Raw genomic sequence first — 20,177 nt, 5'->3', positions numbered from 1 at the left:
TAGAATTTGGTATCTTTTAGTGTACAAAGAGAGTTCGTGAGTGAGCTACTATAATTTTAATGACCATTTTTGGTCGCCACAGACAGTTTGTAGTCAAACAGTAGTACCAAAATCAAATAAAAAAAATGCTCGCAGGGTTATACTGAAAAATATTTTAACCATAGGATGTATTGCTGTTTGGACGCCGTTGCTACTCCAGATGCCAGTTCCTGGCGTAAAGGTTAATAAGAATCAGCCAACAAGCTCTCTGGATTCTAGCAACTCTAGTGGCGATCGCCTTGTGTTCAAGCGTGAGCGCTTTCTTTTGTACTTCTCAACCCAGCAGCGGTAGAGCTTCCTACCCTAGGTGATCAGGCTGTGTTATATTCAAATTTCCTCTAGAACTAAGCGTGAGTGTACGCTGATTCCAGGAGAAACGTGATGAGAAGCATAATCTAAAAATAATAACTCTACCCAGAAAAGATCTAGATGAGATGTTGATTGGATGTCTGCGTAAATTCCCAAGACACTTCTTACAGCAATCGCAGATAGAACGTGAACATTAGGCTTTTTCAAAGTCATGGTGTAAAAAAGAGAGGTAGATAATTCCACCTCTCCTAATCCTATTGGGGGAATAGATAAATCACTTACAGATTTCTCAAAATTAATTCCAACTTACCAACTTTAGTATCTGCTGCTATTGGGTTTGTGAACGATAAAGCTGAGAATTTGGCACTGCTTAATGTTATCGAAACCAACAACGCGGATAAAGCAATTGCCATACTGAGAACGGCAAGATTGCACTTCGTTCAGTACTTCTTGAGTGGTTCTAGCACTAAACAAAGGTAGTTTCCACATTGTCCAGTAGCAGTCAGTGGGTTCAGACTGTTCGTTAAACTCAATTGCTGGAATATAACCTTGATTCAGGATGTACTGGATTTGCTTGGCAATTTGAGCATCACTCAGGGGAGGTAGGTAGGAAAGGGTTTCGTAACGACGCTCTTTTGGTAGGGTTTGCATAGCTGATTGATAATGGGTTTTGGTTTTTACTACTGAGTTAACGAAGTTGTTAGTTATTAATTGTTAGTGGTTGGTTGTTCTACGACCCACTAACCACTAACCACTAACCACTTTTAACTGGATGAGTTATCCAGATTTGGATCTGAAGTTGCTTGTTGTTCCGGTTCCGGGCTGGGAGTTGATACATCTATTTGCGTTATTCGCTCAAGATGCTGGCGACGGTGTTCCATGTTGGCTTGCTGAATGCCAGTGCGAACCATTTCGGGCAAAAACTCGCTGACTTCTTCGGCTATGTGTTCTCTAACAGTCATGATCCGCAAAGCCAAATCAGGCTTCTCTTGGAAAAGCATCTCAATGTATGCTTCTCCATCCTGAATTTTGTCGGCAGAAAAGCGTTGTAGCCAAAGTGCCAAAGGAGGATTGGTTTCGCCCAGTTGAGCCAACACAGTTCTCAGTGCCTGATAAGTCAAGTAGCTTTGTAGCGTCTTGGCTGTGTCCTTCGCAATTTGCTTGATATCCATGCTTGACCCCAGCCCTAAATAAGTAAAAAGTAAAAAGGGTTATTTTCCTTTACCTTTTACCTTTTTACCTTTTACTTGATTATCAAACGGTATCAACTGGTTTAAAGTCGAACTTAATCTCCTTCCACAGTTCGCAAGCAACAGCCAGTTCTGGACTCCACTTAGCGGCTTCGCGGATAACGTCGTTTCCTTCTTGAGCCAAGCTGCGACCTTCGTTACGAGCTTGAATACAAGCTTCCAAGGCGACGCGGTTAGCGGTAGCACCGGGAGCGTTACCCCAAGGGTGACCCAGAGTACCACCACCAAATTGCAGCACAGAGTCATCACCGAAGATTTCTACCAGCGCTGGCATGTGCCATACGTGGATACCACCGGAAGCAACAGCCATCACACCAGGCATAGAAGCCCAGTCTTGGGTGAAGTAGATACCGCGAGACTTGTCTTGCTCAACATAGTTTTCGCGCAGTAGGTCAACGAAGCCCATTGTGATACCGCGCTCACCTTCCAACTTACCAACCACAGTTCCGGTGTGGATGTGGTCACCGCCGGACATCCGCAGAGCCTTAGCCAAGACACGGAAGTGGATACCGTGGTTCTTTTGACGGTCGATAACAGCGTGCATAGCGCGGTGGATGTGCAGTAGAATGCCGTTATCACGGCACCAGCGAGCCAATGTGGTGTTGGCGGTGAAGCCTGCGGTCAGGTAGTCGTGCATGACGATGGGCATTTTGAGTTCTTTAGCGTACTCAGCCCGCTTCAGCATTTCTTCACAAGTGGGAGCGGTGACGTTCAGGTAGTGACCTTTGATTTCACCAGTTTCAGCTTGTGCTTTGTGGATAGCTTCAGCGACGAACGTAAAGCGATCGCGCCACCGTTGGAATGGTGCGGAGTTGATGTTTTCGTCATCTTTGGTGAAGTCCAAACCACCGCGCAAGCACTCGTATACAGCGCGTCCGTAGTTCTTCGCAGACAGACCCAACTTGGGCTTAATCGTACAACCCAACAGCGGACGACCGTACTTGTTCAGTTTGTCGCGCTCAACTTGGATACCGTGGGGAGGTCCTTGGAATGTCTTGAGGTAAGCAACAGGAATCCGCAAGTCTTCCAGACGCAGTGCTTTGAGAGCTTTGAAACCAAACACGTTACCTACAATTGAGGTAAACATATTGGTGACAGAGCCTTCTTCAAACAGATCCAGAGGATAGGCGACGTAGCAAATGTACTGGTTGTCTTCGCCAGCAACTGGTTCGATGTCATAGCAACGACCTTTGTAGCGATCTAGGTCGGTGAGCAAGTCCGTCCATACGGTTGTCCAAGTACCAGTGGAAGACTCAGCAGCCACAGCAGCGCCAGCCTCTTCGGGTGGAACTCCAGGTTGGGGTGTAACGCGGAATGCCGCTAAAACATCTGTATCTTTAGGTGTGTAATCGGGGGTGTAATAAGTTAATCTATAATCTTTTACCCCTGCTTGATACCCTGATTTTGTCTGAGTCTTCGTTTGAGCGTAAGACATAGTTTCCTTCCAACAAATTTCTCTTTTTACTTAACAAATTACGTCCCGTGCAACTTTCCCTCACCGCAAAAGCGTCCCCTATGAGTGGGGAAGAAATAAGGAAAAATCGTTTGTTAGGGGTTGCTTATTGCAAAGATTTGCTATTTTTCTGCAACTATTGACGGAAATTCACAGATTGATGAGTGAAAGACACAAGTCGCACATCACGTAATTTGTAGCCTGTTTCACAATATATCAAGAATCTAATAAGTTATTCTTTGAATCTTTTTAACTTTTGTATTTAAATTTGTTATTAATTATCATTTTTAACATTTTATTAAGAAAGCTTTACAAAAAGCGTGTAATAATAAATGCCTTTGAATTAGGATGTAGGGAAAAACCCATTACACCCGATACCCCACACTTAGTATCAACAAACAAGCATGGTGCATAAATCCTATGCATATTCCTCAACTTGAAACCCAGCGCTTGCTCTTGCGTGGATTTCGTGAAGAAGATCTTGGCGCTTACGCCGAAATGTGCAGCAACGCCGACGTCATGCGCTACATCGCTGCTGGAAAACCCTTGTCTCGTGAGGAATCTTGGCGAAATATGGCAATGATTGTTGGTCATTGGCAATTGCGAGGCTATGGTATGTGGGCTGTTGAGGAACGTTCTAGTGGTGAGATGATTGGTCGGATAGGCTGCTGGCAACCTGAGGGGTGGCCTGGATTTGAGATTGGTTGGACGTTGCGGCGAGGTTATTGGGGACGTGGCTTTGCCACTGAAGCCGCAAAGGCGGCGATGGACTATGCTTTTGGCAACTTGCAACAATCTCATGTGATCAGTTTGATTCGTCCGGAGAATGCTCCGTCAATACGAGTTGCCCAGAAATTAGGGGAAAAACCACAAGGAAAGACAGAACTTTTTGGAAGTGAGGCGGTAATCTACGGCATTAGTCGAGAAGATTGGCTAATGATAACGAAGAATAAGAAATGAGGAGCATAGATGAAGAAGAGTAAAGAAGAATAAAAATAGAAAATATTTTTTTACACCTTGACCACCCTGAGTTCAGAAAAATTGCAAATAAACAGACCAACCAAGGGAACACTGAAATTAACCCAAAGCCTGTTTAGGCAATGGCTATAGGAATTGTCTCCAAAGGAAGTGTGACCGTGGTATTGTTTTGCAAGCGTACTAGTTTATTTATTAGTTTTATTCTTCTGGGGTTGGTAGCTCTGCCGAATATAGCTACCGTAGCAATGGCAATTCCAGTGACATCTCAAAAAAGTAGTCGTCAAAGTATTCTTGCACAAAGGCTCCTCAACGTTGAGCCATCCGAGTTAATACCTGCATACCCACCTTCTCCACCGCCGCCGCGCCAAGACTCTTTACCCGATGAACGGCAACTGCAAGAGAGTTTGCAAGAAACTGATTACCGCATTAGTGCCTTGCAGGAAGATTATACAGGTAATCTCTGGGTAGGTTCTTGGCGGGGGTTGTCGCGGATTGACCCGAATACTGGCAAAATTCTAGCCCGCGTTAGTTTACCGAATGTAACTATTGGTGCCTTAGCCCAAGACAAAGTAGGACGCTTGTGGGTAGGAACCTATGAAGGTTTACAGCGAGTAGACCCCCGCAGTAGCGAAATAACAGCACAGAATTTATTTTTGCCTTCTAAACGAGTGCTATCGTTATTAGTTGACAAGCGGGGTTATGTGTGGGCAGGAACAGATAACGGTTTAGCCTTAATTAGCCCAGACCAAGGCTTGAGCATGACAACATTAAAGAACCTTCCCGGTGTCAGCGCCAATGCGATGACTTTAGATGCTGAAGGTCAACTTTGGGCAGGAACCCTTGATGGATTGGTGCGAGTTAATACCGCTAACGCTTATATCATAAAGCGGATTGACAATTTACCAGGAACGACTGTACAAGCTCTAGCTATTAGCCCACAAGGGTTAATTTGGGCTGGAATGCCAAACAATTTGCTCGTTATTAACCCAAAAACTGGTATGGTGTTGCGGTCTGTAACTCCCTTGCGTGGACGTAATGTCACAGCTATACGTTTTGCTAAAGATGGTAGTGTCTGGGTTGGGACTAATAATGGTTTGCTACGATTAAATCCATATACTGGTGCCATGCTAGATCAAGTTCCCGGTCTTCCTTCTAGCCGTGTTCTCAGCCTTGCTGCTGACATAGGTAATAAGTTGTGGATTGGTACTAGTGAAGGTCTAGCTTGGTTAATGCCTAAAATGCAAGGTGCAAAACCTCATTTGGCTTTCACTCGCGCTGTGAAGTAGTGAGTGGGTATTAGACAACTAACAAATGTAGAGACGCGCCATGGCGCGTCTCTACAACTAACAACTAACACTCCCCAATCTATAATCTAAATTTATATATTAAAAATCGAAAATGGCTGTCACCACCCAGCAACTAATCCAATGGAAACAACAGGGACGTTCAATTGTGGCATTGACCGCTTGGGATTATGCGATCGCCCGAATATTAGATGCAGCTGGAGTAGACTTAATCCTCGTAGGGGATACGATGGCGGTGGTGCTGGGGTATGAAACAACACTACCAGTTACCTTAGAGGAGATGCTCCACCATGCCAAAGCAGTGCGTCGCGGTGTGAAAAGAGCATTAATGGTCGTAGATTTACCATTTTTGACGTATCAAGAAAGTCAAGAGCAAGCGATGCACTCAGCTGGACGGGCGCTGAAAGAGACGGGCGCTCAAGCGGTAAAGTTGGAGGGTGGATATCCAGCAATGGCAGAAACCGTCGCCCGTTTAGTGCAAGCTGGAATTCCGGTGATGGGTCATGTGGGTTTGACACCGCAATCGATCCATCAACTTGGATTGAAGCAGCAGGGGAAGACTGAGGAAGCAGGGGAGAATATTTTACAAGAAGCGATCGCCCTAGAACAAGCGGGTGCATTTGCGATCGTGTTAGAGCATATCCCTGCTGAGTTAGCATCGCAGATTACCCAAAAACTTAGTATTCCCACGATTGGCATTGGTGCAGGACCCCACTGTAATGGTCAGGTTTTAGTTACTTCTGATTTATTAGGACTTTCAGAAAAGCAGCCACCATTTGCTAAAATTTATACTAATTTGCGGGAAACGATTACTAAAGCCGTGCAGGATTATAGTACTGAAGTTAGAGAGCGCAAGTTTCCACCACTGGGTAATGGGTAGCTAGGCGTGGGGAGTGTCAAAACTGACCCTCTAGTAGCATCATTAACAGAGGCGGGCGTCACTTACTGCATATAAAAAGTTATCATTCCTACTAAATTGCAAGCGTTACAGTCTAAACTGGAAAATCCGTCTTCCGGAATACCTCTAGCTTTAAAATAAGCAATCATGTCTAAGGTTCTTGTCTCCGATCCAATTGACCAAGCTGGGATTGACATTCTTTCCCAAGTTGCCTCTGTAGATGTGAAAACAGGATTAAAACCAGAGGAACTCATAGAAATCATTGGTGAGTACGACGCACTGATGATTCGCTCTGGTACTCGTGTTACCAAAGAAATTATTGAAGCTGGGACGCAGTTAAAAATTATCGGTCGTGCTGGTGTGGGGGTGGATAATGTCGATGTCGCAGCTGCCACTCGCAAGGGAATTGTAGTTGTCAATTCTCCAGAGGGGAACACAATCGCCGCAGCAGAACACGCACTTGCTATGATGATGTCTTTGTCTCGCTACATCCCTGATGCCAATGCTTCAGTGAAACGCGGTGAGTGGGATCGCAAAACCTTTATTGGTGCAGAAGTATACAAAAAAACTTTGGGCATTGTAGGCTTAGGTAAAATTGGCTCCCATGTTGCTGCGGTTGCCAAGGCAATGGGGATGAAACTATTAGCTTATGACCCCTTCATCTCTACCGAAAGGGCAGAACAAATTGGCTGTCAATTAGTAGAGTTAGATTTATTGATACAGCAAGCAGATTACATCACGCTACATATACCCAAAACCTCAGAAACCACCCACTTAATTAACACCGCAAGGTTGGCAAAAATGAAACCCACCGCCCGCATTATCAACTGCGCTCGTGGTGGCATCATTGATGAGGAAGCTTTAGCAGTCGCTCTTAAGGAGGGTAAAATTGCTGGTGCGGCACTGGATGTGTATGAGATAGAACCGTTGGGCGATTCCTTATTAAAATCACTGGGTAAAGAAGTCATCCTGACTCCACACTTGGGCGCTTCGACAACAGAAGCACAAGTCAATGTGGCAATTGACGTTGCTGAACAAATTCGGGATGTGTTGTTAGGACTCCCAGCACGTTCAGCAGTGAATATTCCCGGACTGAGTCCTGACGTGATAGAACAACTCAAACCCTACATGCAACTGGCAGAAACCTTGGGAACCTTGGCGGGACAGTTGGCTGGTGGACGGGTGGAATTGCTCAACGTCCGGCTGCAAGGTGAACTAGCAACAAACAAGAGTCAGCCTTTGGTGATAGCAGCCCTAAAAGGTCTACTTTACCAAGCTCTGAGGGAACGGGTAAATTATGTTAATGCCAGCATTGAAGCAAAAGAGCGCGGGATTCGCGTCATTGAAACACGGGATGCTTCAATCAAAGACTATGCTGGTTCTCTGCATTTAGAAGCTACAGGTTCTTTGGGAACTCATGCTGTTACGGGTGCTTTGTTGGGCGACGGGGAAATCCGCCTCACCAATCTGGACGGTTTCCCGATTAACGTTCCCCCCAGTCAACATATGCTATTCACCCTGCACCGCGATATGCCAGGGATTATTGGCAAACTCGGTTCCCTACTTGGCAGTTTTAATGTCAATATTGCCAGTATGCAAGTAGGTCGCAAAATCGTTCGTGGTGATGCGGTGATGGTTCTCAGCCTTGATGACCCCTTACCCGATGGAATTTTGTCTGAGATTACCAAAGTGCCGGGAATTCGTGATGCATACACGGTAACACTATAAGGGCAAAGGTAAAAAGTCGAAAGTAAAAAGAAAACCTCTTTCTTTTGACTTTTGCCTTTTTACTTTTTACTTTTTTTTATGGCAAACACCTGGTGGGAACTACAAATTCTATGTGAGACAGAGCTAGAAGAGTCCATCTTTTGGCGTCTGCAAAATTTTGGCTTTCGTGGAACAGCTAGTGAAAAAAAAGGAAACGACAGTATAGTAAGGAGTTACTTGCCGCAGTTCCAAGCCCAGCTTCTAGACTTGGCTGCACTCTCGCTCTGGCTGCGTCAAGATGCTCTATGTATGGGATTTTCTGTACCTGTTGTACAGTGGCAATTGATTGATGAGCAAGATTGGGCGAGTAGCTGGAAACAACATTGGCAACCTCAGGAAATTGGCGATCGCTTCCTGATTAACCCTGCATGGCTACCAATACCAGAAAATAGTGCTCGCCTCATTCTTCGCTTAGATCCAGGTGTAGCTTTTGGCACAGGCACTCATGCTACAACTCAGTTATGCTTGGAATCCTTGGAAATGCGATTTAGTGAGTTACCTGCTTCTTTCCAGGAGAAGGAAAAAGAAAGCCAAAATGTGGAGATTGCCGATATTGGTTGTGGTTCTGGTATCCTTTCAATAGGGGCAGTGTTGTTGGGAGCCAAGAAAGTCTATGCAGTGGATATTGACCCCTTAGCAGTAAAATCAACCGTAGAAAACTCCGCACTCAACGGAGTGAGTCTAGAACGTTTGGTGGTGGCGGAGGGGAGTGTAGATGTTTTGACAAAACTGGTTGAGCAACCAGTGGATGGTATCGTCTGCAATATATTGGCTGATGTAATTATAGATTTGGTTCCAGAAATAAGTGCTATCAGTAAACCCAGCACTTGGGGTATCTTCAGCGGCATTTTACTTGAGCAATCCAAAGCTGTTGCTGATACTTTAGAGAAACATGGCTGGCTGGTTGCTACTCTTTGGCGGCGTAAAGAATGGTGTTGCTTGAATGTGCGGCGTTCTTAAGCGCACTTGCTGGACAGATGCGAGTAAACGAGGCGTAAAGCAGTTGACGGCGTATATCAATACGGTTCAGGTAAGATAATTTACTTATCAATCATGTGTGTAGAGACGTTGCATTGTAACGTCTCTACACAATTCATGTGCTAGAGGGGTCAACCACCAGGAGAATATCGAAGGGCGTAGCTAATCAGTCTCCACGGATAAATCCCGGGGCGCTATACCAAGATTCTAGACCAGAACTCTTAATTCATGCTCGAAGAGCGCGTTTAATATTCTGACTACTGAGTTCTGACTCCTGAGTTCTTTGTTGGTAAAATCTTGACTCACTGAGTTAAATGGCAGAAAAAACTTGTATTCTTAAGCTTTAAAGCCAAAAAATTGTCCGTCAAAGCAGGAGCACTTGAAGAAGTGGCGCCCTCCTGCCTTCCAAGGTTCTTTTTTAGTGTAATTAACTAAATTTAATATTATTCATAGGTATTGTCAAAACTACAAACTTTAATCAAGTAATATGAATGTTTCACTAAGCAAACTACTGCAGTTGTTAATTTTGACACTACTATTTCCTTTAGTCTTTCTTAATGGCTGGCTATTCTTTCAAGTTTTTGATTATTTTCACCCCCTAGTAACAACTTTTGTTTTAGCAGCTTTGTTAGCATTCATTCTGAATTATCCTGTTTCGATTCTCCAACAACAGAGAATGAAAAGAAACTATGCGATTATATTAGTTTTTTTATCAACTGTATTGATTATAGTTGCTTTAGGTATAACTCTATTCCCCATTATTTTCCAGCAGTTTAATGAGATGGTTAAAGTTCTTCCTCAATGGATTGATTCTAGCGAAGAAAAACTTCAAAATCTTAATCATTGGGTAGTTATTCATGGTTTCAAAGTTAATTTAAATCAGATATTTACTCAAATAACGAATCGCTTACCTACTGAATTAGAATATCTTGCCGATAAGCTCTTTAGTCTGGTAATAGACACCATTGATAGTATTTCCGAAGCTTTAATTACAGTCGTGCTGACTTTTTATCTGTTATTAGATGGCGATAGAATTTGGAAGAGTATATTTAAAAAGTTACCATTAAGTTTTGGTCAGCAGTTAAGACAATCTATTCAGCAGAATTTTCAAAATTACTTACTTGGTCAGGTAGCTTTGGCTTTCCTGATGGGGATTTCACTCACAATAGTGTTTTTAGTTCTGCAAGTACAGTTTGCTTTACTCTTCGGTTTGGGAGTAGGAATTTTGAGCTTAATTCCGTTTGGTGATGTCGTGAGTCTTGCCGTAATCACTTCAATCATAGCGTCACATGATTTTTGGCTCGCAGCAAGGGTTTTAGCTGTAGCTGTTGTCATTGATCAGTTAATTGATCAAGCTATTGCGCCGAGACTCTTAGGTAGTTTTACAGGACTTAGACCAATATGGGTTTTAATTTCTTTGCTATTGGGAACATACATTGGAGGAGTCTTAGGGTTACTGATTGCTGTACCTGTGGCTGGTGTGATTAAAGATGCGATAGATGGTTGGCAAGTCCCTCCTGTATCTGGTTATTCTGACAATGCTGTTGAGGGTGAAGAATTGCCAGAGATGTTAATAAATGAATAAACATTTCAGTTATCAGTTTTTGGTATATTACACGCATCTTTAAAAGAGAATCATAATAGAAATTGCTCTACAACCAAGATTTTCCTGATTGGTGTAAATTCGATGGATCTCAATCACATACTGATTTGGATGGTGTGTCTATCATGCGTCTCGACCATAATGAGTGCATCTCGTATTTCTGCTAGGAATAATCGTGGCTGGATTATAGTGTCAGGATTAATCTTGGTTGCAGTTGCAGTTTTGTCCTATCTAACTCCAGCTGTAGGCGGCTTGATTGGTGGATGCTTATGGGCAATTCTAGTTATCGTACCCAATATTGGCACTAGGAAAGTTGACCGACTTGTTGCTCAACAACGTTTTGGTCAAGCAAGCAGAGTTGCTAAATTCATTTCCTGGCTTCATCCGGTAGATGGTTGGCGTGAGCAACCGGAATTATTACACGCTCTAGAATTGGGTCAGCGTGGAGCAATGGCTGAAGCTATTGTCATTCTAGATCGTTATCAAACCGCGACAACACCAACTGGTCGCTGTGCAACCGTCTCCCTGTACCAGATGGATGCTCGTTGGGAAGAACTACTGGTGTGGATACAGGATAATCTATCAGAAACAGTATTGCAGAAAGATTTTGATATGCTGGTCTGCTACCTGAGAGCGCTTGGGGAGACTGGCGATTTGAATGGTATGCTTCAAGCATGGGAGCGCTATGAACTTAGTCTGGAAAAAATACCTAAACTCAGAACACGCAATCTAGCACGTATGTTTGTGCTAGCCTTCAGCGGTCAAACAGAACAGGTAGCAAGATTATTCACTGGTCCACTAGCCAACTATTCAAATACGATCAAACTATTTTGGCTCGCAACAGTTGACCAAGCGGCTGGAAAAGACTCCATAGCTCATGAGCAATTTTTAAGTATAAGTAACACAAGTGATATTCGCCTCCGCAATGAAGTTGCAAGGCGTTTGTCCAATCCAGTGGTTGTAGCTGAATCAATACTCACTGAGAAATCCCAACAGATTCTAGACAAAATCAGTACGGAAATAGAGGATGAGGCAAGATATAGCGGTGGAGTCAGCCTCAAGCCACGTCAAGCGATCGCCACTTACTTTATTATCAGTTTGAATGTACTTGCCTTTGTCCTAGAAGTGAAACTTGGAGGTAGCACCAACGTAAATAACTTATACCGTTTAGGTGCATTAGTTCCAGAAGAAGTTGTTACTGGAAGTTGGTGGCGGGTATTGACAGCAGCCTTTCTTCACTTCGGTTTCTTGCATCTATTAATGAATATGCTGGGTCTTTATTTATTTGGTCGCTTGGTAGAATTTGCCTTAGGAATACCACGATTTCTACTGTTGTACTTCACCAGTGCAATTGGCTCAATGCTGGTTGTTACTTATATGGCAGTGATGGGATACTCTCAAGCTGATTTTGTTGTTGGTGCATCGGGATGTGTGATGGGTCTTGTCGGGGCTTTTGCTGCCGTTTTATTACAAGATTGGCAAAGGAAAAAAACGCGCCTAGCTGCTAGGAGTTTGCGAGGAATTGTAATACTTATTTTGCTGCAAGTTATCTTTGACCTGACTACCCCACAAGTTAGTTTTGTTGGGCATACTTCTGGGGTGATGATTGGCTTTGTGGTGGGGATGATTTTAAGACAGAATTGGTTAGGTGAACGTTAAGCGATTCGCTTTCATCTATCAATTCCATGCCTACTACCAAAGAGCCGTGTTGTAAGTGTAAGTATTCACCTTTAGTTCTTAAGTAGAGAACAAAACACAAATTTGGACATTTAAAATAATATAATATGGCAGGCAATGAAATTGAGGTATGTAGATTTTTGTTCTCAAATATTGAAAATATAGATTTAAAGCACATTGGACAAGTACGGGAGATTGGAGCGCCTTTACTAAATGAGCACGGCTATCTTCCAGTACAAACTTTGGATGACTTACTGAAAATATCGACGGAAGATGCTAGAAAAAAAGCTGATGTCTACTTGAATGGAGTTGGTGTTTCAATCAAACAATTAGGAGGCAGTTTTGCATATAATCGCTTGCAAAGAGCAAATATTATTGAGGTTTATTCAATACTAGGATTTTCTAGCCCAGAATCAAAACTTAATCAGATAGACGAAGAAGTTTATAAATTCCATCAAGGCTTGTTAACAAGTAGAAATCGACCTTGGGAAGATTTATTTTCAGAGCAAGACTTCAAAGATTTATTAAATTTTCTGATGATGAGAGGAAGTCCTAACTTAGGAATGTCAAACCATCCAGCAGCTTTTATTCTGGAAGCACCTGCAACTGATTTAAGTTGTAGTAATATTCAAGTATACTCTTTTAGTGAATACTTTGACATACATAAACAAAAGTTGAAGATAGCAATTAGAAGACAGTGGGTTGGGCAAGACAGCAATAGTGAACATAGTAGAGCTTTAAGTCTTACAAAAAAAATCAGTAATGCTCCTTGGGTATTTAATGATATAGCTGGACAGCCCAAGTTAAGCGCTAGAGGAAGAAGATGGAGAGAAGATTTTCCAGAAGCTGAGAAAAAAACTGTATATTTTTTAATGATTGAAAAACTAAAATAACTTATTTAAATAGATTCACATATTACTAAAAGAGATTCAGAGTTAATTGCAACGGTAGAGGTTTATATTCCACTATTTCTCGTTTAACAGAGAATAAATCGGTATATATAGCCTGTGCTAAAGCATAGCTGAAATTAACAGGAACAGCATTGCCAACCATTTTATAACCAGCAGCTAAGTCTTTGTAGTAGAAAATAAAGTCATCAGGAAATGTTTGAATTCTGGCACACTCTCGAACTGATAATCTTCTGTATGTTTGTAGCGAATCTGGAGCAAAAATCCACTTGTCTTTTCCTACATGAATCATTTTATTTGCTTGTGGATGTATAGGTGCATGACGACCACCGGCTTGAATTGTGAAAGATATCTCATTCCAAGACCTAACACGGTTGCGGGACATATACATACTGGAAAAACCACCAATCATATATTCATGGTTTTGAACTAAGCAAAACTCCCCATTTGTTTTACTTTTTTCTAAAGCTGGAAGTGCAGACTCACGTAAATCCCAAATTGTTTCTTTTAAAGTGGGGGTATGGGAATCTTGCTTTAGCAAAGCAAAATTAAAACGTTTTTTTAAATCTACATGATAACCAATAAATATAACTCGCTTTCTATCCTGGGGAACGTTATAGCGCATAGCGTTAAGTAATTTATATGAGATAACGTAGCCAGCTTCTTCAAATGCAGTAATAATATTATTTAAAGCTAATTGGTGCTTTTTATGAAGCATCCCAGATACATTTTCAGCTAGAAAAAATAAAGGTTGTTTATCTTTAAGAATCCGCACATACTCCAAAAATAATTTGCCACGCTCATCATTGATTCCTCGCTGGCTACCTGCTTCACTCCAACTTTGGCATGGAGGTCCGCCTATAATCCCAACACAATCAGGAATTTCTTTTGAGGAAATTTCCCTGATGTCTCGCCTGTCGATAACTGTATTTAAATGGTTCTTCTCGTAAGTCTCCCAGATGTCTTTGTCATATTCATTTGCCCATACAACATTGAAACCTGCTTTACGGAAGCCTAAATCCAAACCTCCACAACCCGCAAATAGTGCAACTACTGCTTTTTCCATAGACATTCTGAGAGAATTTTGAGAGTTTATTAATCTCTTGTTATATTTAAGAAGCTAATTAGCTATTTGTCAACATAGCTATCTAGCTAAGATATAGTGTGAAATAAACATACTAATAAAACAGACAATGGCACCGACCCAAAGAAAGCCTGTGTACATCAAGCCTGAACATCATGACATTCTTAGACGGATTGCCTATGAGCAGCACTGCAATCTATCGGATGTATTAGACGCAGTGTTAGAACAGGTAGATTGGGAAAAAGTGGAAAAACAGGCAAGTACTAAGCCTACCCAAAGGGTGATGGAAAGAGCAAGTCGGTCTAAAACTGGATCTGATAAATCTTAATTTAGCGAAGCGCTGTCTCCCCACATAAAAAAATTCCCTGATATCTCTACCAGGGCAAAAGTTACTATTACCGTTTCACTTGATGTCTGCCAAAGAGCCTTTTAAGCTTACAGGGTCAGCAAAAAGTCACATGGTACGAATTTTAGCCAAGATTTGCGAGTAACAGCTCTCGCTTCTGTGACTTCTGTACTTTCACTTGACCGTCATTGTCAACATCCACAATGGCTGTGTCGCCTTCTGCAATTTCACCCGAGAGCATCGCCTCAGCCAAAGAATCTTCTAGCAGGCGCATAATTGCTCGACGTAAAGGTCTAGCACCGTAGCTGGGGTTGTAGCCTTCTTGCAACACACGCTCTTTGAAGCGATCGCTAACTTCGAGTATAATTCCCTTCTCAGTTAAGCGGGTCGCAACTTCGTGCAGCATAATGTCAGCAATTTGCTTGACCTCATCTTTCTTCAACTGAGTGAAGACTATGATCTCGTCGAGACGGTTGAGGAACTCTGGACGGAAGAATGTTTTCAATTCTTCGTTGACCAGTGTTTTAATGCGGTTGTAATTAGCCTCCGCTTCATCTTCAACGAACTGGAAGCCCAAACCACCGCCACCTTTTTCAATCACCTTAGAACCGATGTTAGAAGTCATGATAATTAAGGTGTTCTTGAAGTCCACTTTCCGACCTTTCGCATCGGTGAGGTGACCGTCGTCCAACAGTTGCAGCAGCATATTGAAGACATCGGGGTGTGCTTTTTCAATTTCATCAAATAGCACTACCGTGTATGGTTTGCGCCGTACGGCTTCGGTAAGTTGTCCGCCTTCGTCGTATCCGACGTAACCAGGAGGTGAGCCAATCAGTTTGGAAACAGTGTGGCGTTCCATGAATTCGGACATATCGAGGCGAATCATCGCTTCTTCAGCACCAAAGAAGTACGAAGCCAATGCTTTCGCTAATTCTGTCTTACCTACTCCGGTAGGACCAGAGAAGATAAAGCTTGCAATCGGTCGATTAGGATTCTTTAACCCAACTCTTGCGCGACGAATTGCTCGGGAAACTGCGGTAACTGCTTGCTCCTGACCGATGAGACGCTGGTGGAGAGTGTCTTCTAAATGCAGCAGCAACTCAGATTCCGATTCAGTAATTTTGTTGACTGGTACGCCAGTCCAGGAAGCGACAATCTGAGCAATATCTTCCTCATCCACAATTGGACTATTGACAGATTTATTGTTCTGTGGTAAATCTCTTAATTGAGATTCGAGTTCTAACTCCTTGTCTCGCAGTTGTCCTGCTTTATCGAAGTCCTGAACTTTGACAGATTCCTGTTTTTCCTTGGTCACTTGCGCCAATTCGCGCTTGAGTTCCCGATTAGGAGACTTTAGAGAGTTCCGTAAACGAACGCGAGACCCAGCTTCATCAATTAAGTCGATCGCTTTATCAGGTAAGAAGCGATCGCTGATGTATCGGTCTGAGAGTTGAGCTGCGGCAACGACGGCTGCATCAGAGATTTGAACTTTGTGGTGCTGTTCATAAGCGGAGCGCAAGCCATATAATATCTCGATAGTTTCCTCAACCGATGGTTCGCCTACCATAATCGGTTGGAAACGACGCTCAAGAGCTGCATCGCGCTCAATATGCTGACGGTACTCATCAAGGGTGGTTGCGCCAATGCACTGGAGTTCACCCCGTGCCAATGCAGGTTTAAGGATGTTAGCTGCATCCATGCCGCCTTCTGTGCCACCAGCACCGACCAAAGTGTGAAGTTCATCAATCACCAGGATGATGTTACCCGCAGAGCGGATTTCTTCCATGATTTTCTTAAGGCGTTCCTCAAAATCGCCACGGAAGCGAGTCCCTGCCACAACTGACGCCATGTCAAGGCTGATGACTTCCCTGTCTTGTAAAATGTCGGGAACATCTTGATTAACAATACGTTGAGCTAGACCTTCAGCGATCGCTGTTTTACCAACTCCTGGCTCACCAATCAATACAGGGTTATTCTTAGTCCGACGACCAAGAATCTGAACCGTACGCTCAATTTCCTTCTCGCGTCCGACAACAGGGTCAAGCTTACCTTCTTTTGCTTGTTTGGTAAGATTTCTACCAAATTCCTCTAAAGTTAAGGATTGGTTGCGCTTTTGACCGCCACCGCGACCTCCAGAAACCGATGCCACTTCACCTAACTGACGAATAACAGTTGCACGGACTTGCGCTAAATCAATTCCTAAATTTTGCAAGACTTTAGCGGCAACGCCTTCACCAGCCTCAGTTAATCCCAAGAGTAAGTGTTCAGTACCTATATAATTTTGTCCCAGGCTACGAGCTTCTTTAAACGCTTGCTCGAATAAGCTTTTCACCTTAGGCGTAAAAGGAATTTCCGGGGGTACAAAGCCAGAACCCCGACCAATAATTCTTTCTACTTCGCGACGCGCTTCTTTGAGAGTAACGCCCAAGTCGGTCAGCACTTTGGCAGCAACCCCTGTTCCTTCTCCAATTAACCCCAGGAGAATTTGCTCCGTTCCAACGAAGTTGTGTCCCAGGCGACGCGCTTCCTCCTGGGCTAGCATAATGACTTTAATGGCTTCGGATGTGAAGTGTTCAAACATAGCGGGTTCTTGCTCCCTTGCTGCTTGGGCTTTGGGCAATGTGACTCACCCTCACCTGAACATTTGTGTACTTTCTTAATGACAATGTATCTTTGTTTAAAACCGAGTGACAGTAGGGAGAGCCGTAAGAGCTTAGGCGTGTTTGCCGTCAGTTAGGACTCATAGGAGGAGTGGGGGAGAGAGGAAGTGGGAAAGTCGGAGAATAATAAATAACACTCCCCTATTTTGAGTTTAAACTCCAAAATTGTATGAGTAAAGGAAATAAAGACCAACAGCATCCTTTGTACAATCGCGATCGCCCCATCGTTGAGATTTTACTGACTCAAGAGGCGACTGATCATAATCTAGCAGAACTCGCTAGATTGCGAATTCGTTATTCCCGCTTTCCGGGTGCAAGAGATATCCAACAAGACTTAGATAAAGTCTTACAGCAATGGGGTCTTAGCGAAGAAGAACTTTTTGAGAAAACCCGCCAGTTACACAAAGTTGGGGGCATTTACAAAAGTCGTGGCAAAAAAGAAGAAGAAGATTGGAATTAGTTAGTTGTTAGTTGTTAGTTGTCAAGAATAACTACTAACCACTTCCTCAACTTCCCCTACTCCTGTTCCTCCCGATGCTTCCTCAATTGTCTCAAGAGGTTTTCTTGAGATGAGGAAGGAGTCGTGGTAGGTTGAAGAGCCTGTTTGCCAGCATCCCTAACAGCAGGGTTTAAGGTATTAAATATGACCGATTGTTGATTGACGCTTGGTCGGGAAGAAGTAAAGGTAATGGTAGTAGGTTGAAACGTTTTGCCAGCACTCTTAGCAGCAGTGGATGAGAGATTAAACATCATCTGCTGTTGATTTGTATTTGGTGCGGAAATTGCAGCACTGGGGTTGTCAACGGCAGCTTTGACTGAATCTAGAGTATTCGCTATCTGCACATGTTGCTGCATCTGTTCTGTGGAGGATACCAAGCCACTCAAACCATTGACTAGTTGCCGTAGATTTTCTCGAAAAGCTGGATCTCCCGTCAATTCATCTAAATCAGATGTAATCTTCTGAGTGTTCTCAAATGTCACACGAGCAGAATCTAAGGTTTGTTGCAGTACCAGCAGGTTATTAGGATTGTTGAGGCTATTACTCACCTCTCGTAAATTAGCAGAAGCTTGTGCCGCATTTGCAGACAGAGTTTCTAAATTTTTGATTAATTCTCCTTGAGTCACGCGATTGACAGTAGGGGATAGGCTGCTAACTGTGGTTCGCAATTGTTCACTAGTTTGAGTGATATTGTTCAATGCTCCAACCAGCGAAGAGCGGTTACTTGTGACCAGAGTATCAAGGTTGTTAACCAACTTATTAACTTGAGTGGTGGTTAAACGAATTTCTTTGGCAGTAGCACCGAATTCATTTAAGGTTTTCGTGCTAGATGTGCTGAGTTGAGTTGTTGCCTGTTGAACTGTATTGTTAGTAGCAGCAATGCCGTTGATCTGTTGTTGCACGCTTTTGCTCAAAACATTGAGGTTGCTACTTAACTCAGCGACACTTGCCGCAGCTACAGCGGTATTTTCCACAGCCTTATTGACGTTTCTATAGAACTGTGGGCTAGAGTATACACTAGCTAGCTGTGTTGTAGAGCGAATAAGTTCATCGGTACTAATACCAATCTGACCTGTTAACCGAGAGCCGTTACAAACAATCATCTGGGAGTTGCAATTTTTGTCCAAGGGTTTAGCAAGCACAACCCCAGGAGGTAGCTGTGCTTTTGGTGTAATGTCAATAACGCTTTCGCTAATGAGTCCCGACTGATTCGCTTCAACTTTTACATTGTTGGGCATAATCAGGTCAGATTTAGTAATTTCAATGACCACATCAACATTGTTTGGTCCCGGTCGAATAGCAGAAATAGCACCTACTTCCACGCCACGATACCGAACCACTGCCCCTTTTTGCATCCCGCCAGCGTTAGCAAATTCAACAATAGCTTTGTATGAACTGCGAGCAGCAGTGAATCTAGTCAACCACAAAATGATTAATCCAAACACTCCCAGTCCCAGCAGGAGCAACAACCCCACAGAACCTTCTCGAAATGTTCGCGAGCGCATTTTATTTGTCCTCACCTATGGATTTTAGATTTCAAATTTCAGATTTTAGATTTTGCCTTCAATCCAAAATCCAAAATCCAAAATTCTCCTAGCCAATAACATGAATTGGTCCAGAGACACTTCCACTAACAAATTGTCTAATTAAAGGATGATCTGTCGTATCTATTTCACTGACACTACCTTGCCATTGCACTTTACCTTGGTAGAGAAACACCAGCCTGTCAGCCGTGCGACGAATGGTGCTGCCTTGGTGAGTGACAATAGCGTAGGTGCTACAGATGCCTTGGGTACATTGCAATTGCCGGATTAAATTTTCTATCACCGTGGAAGCAATGGGATCAAGTCCGGCAGTTGGTTCATCGTACAGTAAAACTTCTGATGTATCTTTGATGTTATCGGGATTAGACATAATCGCACGAGCAAAGCTGACCCGTTTTCGCATACCTCCGGAAAGTTCCGCAGGAAAGCGATCGCCTATTCCCGATAACCCTACCATCTCCAATTTTTCATTGACCAATTCTCGAATGCGAGAGCGCGGTAGCTTTGAGTATTGATAAAGTAAAAATCCCACATTCTCTTCTACCGTCAAAGAATCAAATAACGCCGCCTGCTGAAACACCATGCCAATACCAACCGAATCTGTAGCATCCTCAATCAAACCCTCTCGCCGTACTCCTTGGATATAAATTTCTCCAGAATCAGGAGCAAGCAATCCAGCAATCACCCGTAAAATAGTTGATTTACCAGTACCACTAGGACCGATGATTCCTAATGCTTCTCCTGGGTAAATCGTCAAATCCATGTTATCTAAAACCTTATTGCCACCAAAGGATTTAGAAACGGCTTTCAGTTCAATCAACGGTTCAGTCATTGGTCATTGGTTAGTGGAAAATAAACAACTAACAATTAACAACTAACA

At 43.1% G+C, this 20,177-nt stretch carries 19 protein-coding genes; 11 read left to right on the top strand and 8 right to left on the bottom strand.

Annotated features, from left to right (window positions below; translation table 11 throughout):
* The first annotated feature begins 40 nt into the window (after nt 1-40).
* Entirely contained in the window at nt 41-331 is a 291-nt protein-coding gene (locus tag MAS10914_RS32785) for a hypothetical protein (protein ID WP_026082525.1), read from the top strand.
* Between the two features lie 35 nt (nt 332-366).
* On the opposite strand, the gene MAS10914_RS35525 is transcribed toward MAS10914_RS32785, so the two are convergent.
* The 4 genes from MAS10914_RS35525 to MAS10914_RS0112605 all read right to left on the bottom strand — a co-directional run bounded on the left by MAS10914_RS35525 (nt 367) and on the right by MAS10914_RS0112605 (nt 3,033).
* Nucleotides 367-591, bottom strand: coding sequence for a hypothetical protein (locus tag MAS10914_RS35525; protein WP_232224154.1), 225 nt, complete (start codon nt 589-591; stop codon nt 367-369).
* A 72-nt stretch (nt 592-663) separates the two neighbouring features.
* Nucleotides 664-999, bottom strand: a complete 336-nt coding sequence (locus MAS10914_RS0112615; protein WP_017316304.1) for a ribulose bisphosphate carboxylase small subunit — start codon at nt 997-999, stop codon at nt 664-666.
* 113 nt (nt 1,000-1,112) lie between these two features.
* Nucleotides 1,113-1,520, bottom strand: a complete 408-nt coding sequence (gene rcbX / locus MAS10914_RS0112610) for a RuBisCO chaperone RbcX (RefSeq protein WP_017316303.1) — start codon at nt 1,518-1,520, stop codon at nt 1,113-1,115.
* Between the two features lie 82 nt (nt 1,521-1,602).
* Complete coding sequence (locus tag MAS10914_RS0112605) at nt 1,603-3,033, bottom strand: form I ribulose bisphosphate carboxylase large subunit (protein ID WP_017316302.1); 1,431 nt, start codon at nt 3,031-3,033, stop codon at nt 1,603-1,605.
* Nucleotides 3,034-3,471: 438 nt separating this feature from the next.
* On the opposite strand from MAS10914_RS0112605, the gene MAS10914_RS0112600 reads away from it, so the two are divergent.
* From MAS10914_RS0112600 to MAS10914_RS0112565, 8 genes are all read left to right on the top strand, one after another.
* Complete coding sequence (locus MAS10914_RS0112600) at nt 3,472-4,011, top strand: GNAT family N-acetyltransferase (RefSeq protein WP_017316301.1); 540 nt, start codon at nt 3,472-3,474, stop codon at nt 4,009-4,011.
* Between the two features lie 140 nt (nt 4,012-4,151).
* A complete protein-coding gene (locus MAS10914_RS0112595; RefSeq protein WP_017316300.1) occupies nt 4,152-5,315 on the top strand; it encodes a ligand-binding sensor domain-containing protein in 1,164 nt (387 codons plus the stop codon).
* A gap of 112 nt (nt 5,316-5,427) precedes the next feature.
* On the top strand, nt 5,428-6,213 hold the full coding sequence (panB, locus tag MAS10914_RS0112590; RefSeq protein ID WP_017316299.1) for a 3-methyl-2-oxobutanoate hydroxymethyltransferase: 786 nt from the start codon (nt 5,428-5,430) through the stop codon (nt 6,211-6,213).
* A 165-nt stretch (nt 6,214-6,378) separates the two neighbouring features.
* Entirely contained in the window at nt 6,379-7,959 is a 1,581-nt protein-coding gene (serA, locus tag MAS10914_RS0112585) for a phosphoglycerate dehydrogenase (protein WP_017316298.1), read from the top strand.
* Between the two features lie 78 nt (nt 7,960-8,037).
* Nucleotides 8,038-8,958: a 50S ribosomal protein L11 methyltransferase gene (gene prmA / locus MAS10914_RS0112580; RefSeq protein WP_026082523.1), complete on the top strand. Its 921-nt coding sequence runs from the start codon at nt 8,038-8,040 to the stop codon at nt 8,956-8,958.
* 505 nt (nt 8,959-9,463) lie between these two features.
* The gene (locus tag MAS10914_RS0112575; RefSeq protein WP_017316296.1) at nt 9,464-10,561 is read left to right on the top strand and encodes an AI-2E family transporter; all 1,098 of its coding nucleotides are present in this window, start codon (nt 9,464-9,466) and stop codon (nt 10,559-10,561) included.
* Nucleotides 10,562-10,720: 159 nt separating this feature from the next.
* The gene (locus tag MAS10914_RS0112570) at nt 10,721-12,238 is read left to right on the top strand and encodes a rhomboid family intramembrane serine protease (protein ID WP_017316295.1); all 1,518 of its coding nucleotides are present in this window, start codon (nt 10,721-10,723) and stop codon (nt 12,236-12,238) included.
* A 125-nt stretch (nt 12,239-12,363) separates the two neighbouring features.
* Complete coding sequence (locus MAS10914_RS0112565) at nt 12,364-13,149, top strand: hypothetical protein (RefSeq protein ID WP_017316294.1); 786 nt, start codon at nt 12,364-12,366, stop codon at nt 13,147-13,149.
* 25 nt (nt 13,150-13,174) lie between these two features.
* On the opposite strand, the gene MAS10914_RS0112560 is transcribed toward MAS10914_RS0112565, so the two are convergent.
* Complete coding sequence (locus MAS10914_RS0112560; RefSeq protein ID WP_017316293.1) at nt 13,175-14,230, bottom strand: DNA cytosine methyltransferase; 1,056 nt, start codon at nt 14,228-14,230, stop codon at nt 13,175-13,177.
* A gap of 127 nt (nt 14,231-14,357) precedes the next feature.
* Here MAS10914_RS0112560 and MAS10914_RS0112555 point away from each other — a divergent pair, with 127 nt between their 5' ends.
* Nucleotides 14,358-14,576 carry a hypothetical protein gene (locus MAS10914_RS0112555; RefSeq protein ID WP_017316292.1) on the top strand — a complete coding sequence of 73 codons (219 nt, stop codon included), beginning with the start codon at nt 14,358-14,360 and terminating at the stop codon, nt 14,574-14,576.
* A gap of 142 nt (nt 14,577-14,718) precedes the next feature.
* On the opposite strand, the gene MAS10914_RS0112550 is transcribed toward MAS10914_RS0112555, so the two are convergent.
* Nucleotides 14,719-17,175, bottom strand: coding sequence for an ATP-dependent Clp protease ATP-binding subunit (locus MAS10914_RS0112550; protein WP_026082520.1), 2,457 nt, complete (start codon nt 17,173-17,175; stop codon nt 14,719-14,721).
* A 248-nt stretch (nt 17,176-17,423) separates the two neighbouring features.
* On the opposite strand from MAS10914_RS0112550, the gene MAS10914_RS0112545 reads away from it, so the two are divergent.
* Nucleotides 17,424-17,714 (top strand): DUF3288 family protein, encoded by a 291-nt coding sequence (locus MAS10914_RS0112545; protein ID WP_017316290.1) that lies wholly within the window; start codon nt 17,424-17,426, stop codon nt 17,712-17,714.
* A 56-nt stretch (nt 17,715-17,770) separates the two neighbouring features.
* Here MAS10914_RS0112545 and MAS10914_RS0112540 read toward each other — a convergent pair whose 3' ends face one another.
* Entirely contained in the window at nt 17,771-19,258 is a 1,488-nt protein-coding gene (locus tag MAS10914_RS0112540; protein ID WP_017316289.1) for an MlaD family protein, read from the bottom strand.
* An 88-nt stretch (nt 19,259-19,346) separates the two neighbouring features.
* Nucleotides 19,347-20,129 carry an ABC transporter ATP-binding protein gene (locus MAS10914_RS0112535; RefSeq protein WP_026082519.1) on the bottom strand — a complete coding sequence of 261 codons (783 nt, stop codon included), beginning with the start codon at nt 20,127-20,129 and terminating at the stop codon, nt 19,347-19,349.
* Between the last annotated feature and the right edge of the window lie 48 nt (nt 20,130-20,177).

The organism is Mastigocladopsis repens PCC 10914 (genome assembly GCF_000315565.1).
Lineage (GTDB): Bacteria > Cyanobacteriota > Cyanobacteriia > Cyanobacteriales > Nostocaceae > Mastigocladopsis > Mastigocladopsis repens.
The sequence above is the reverse complement of the archived record's forward strand: the minus strand, read 5'-3'. Positions and strand labels throughout refer to the sequence as shown.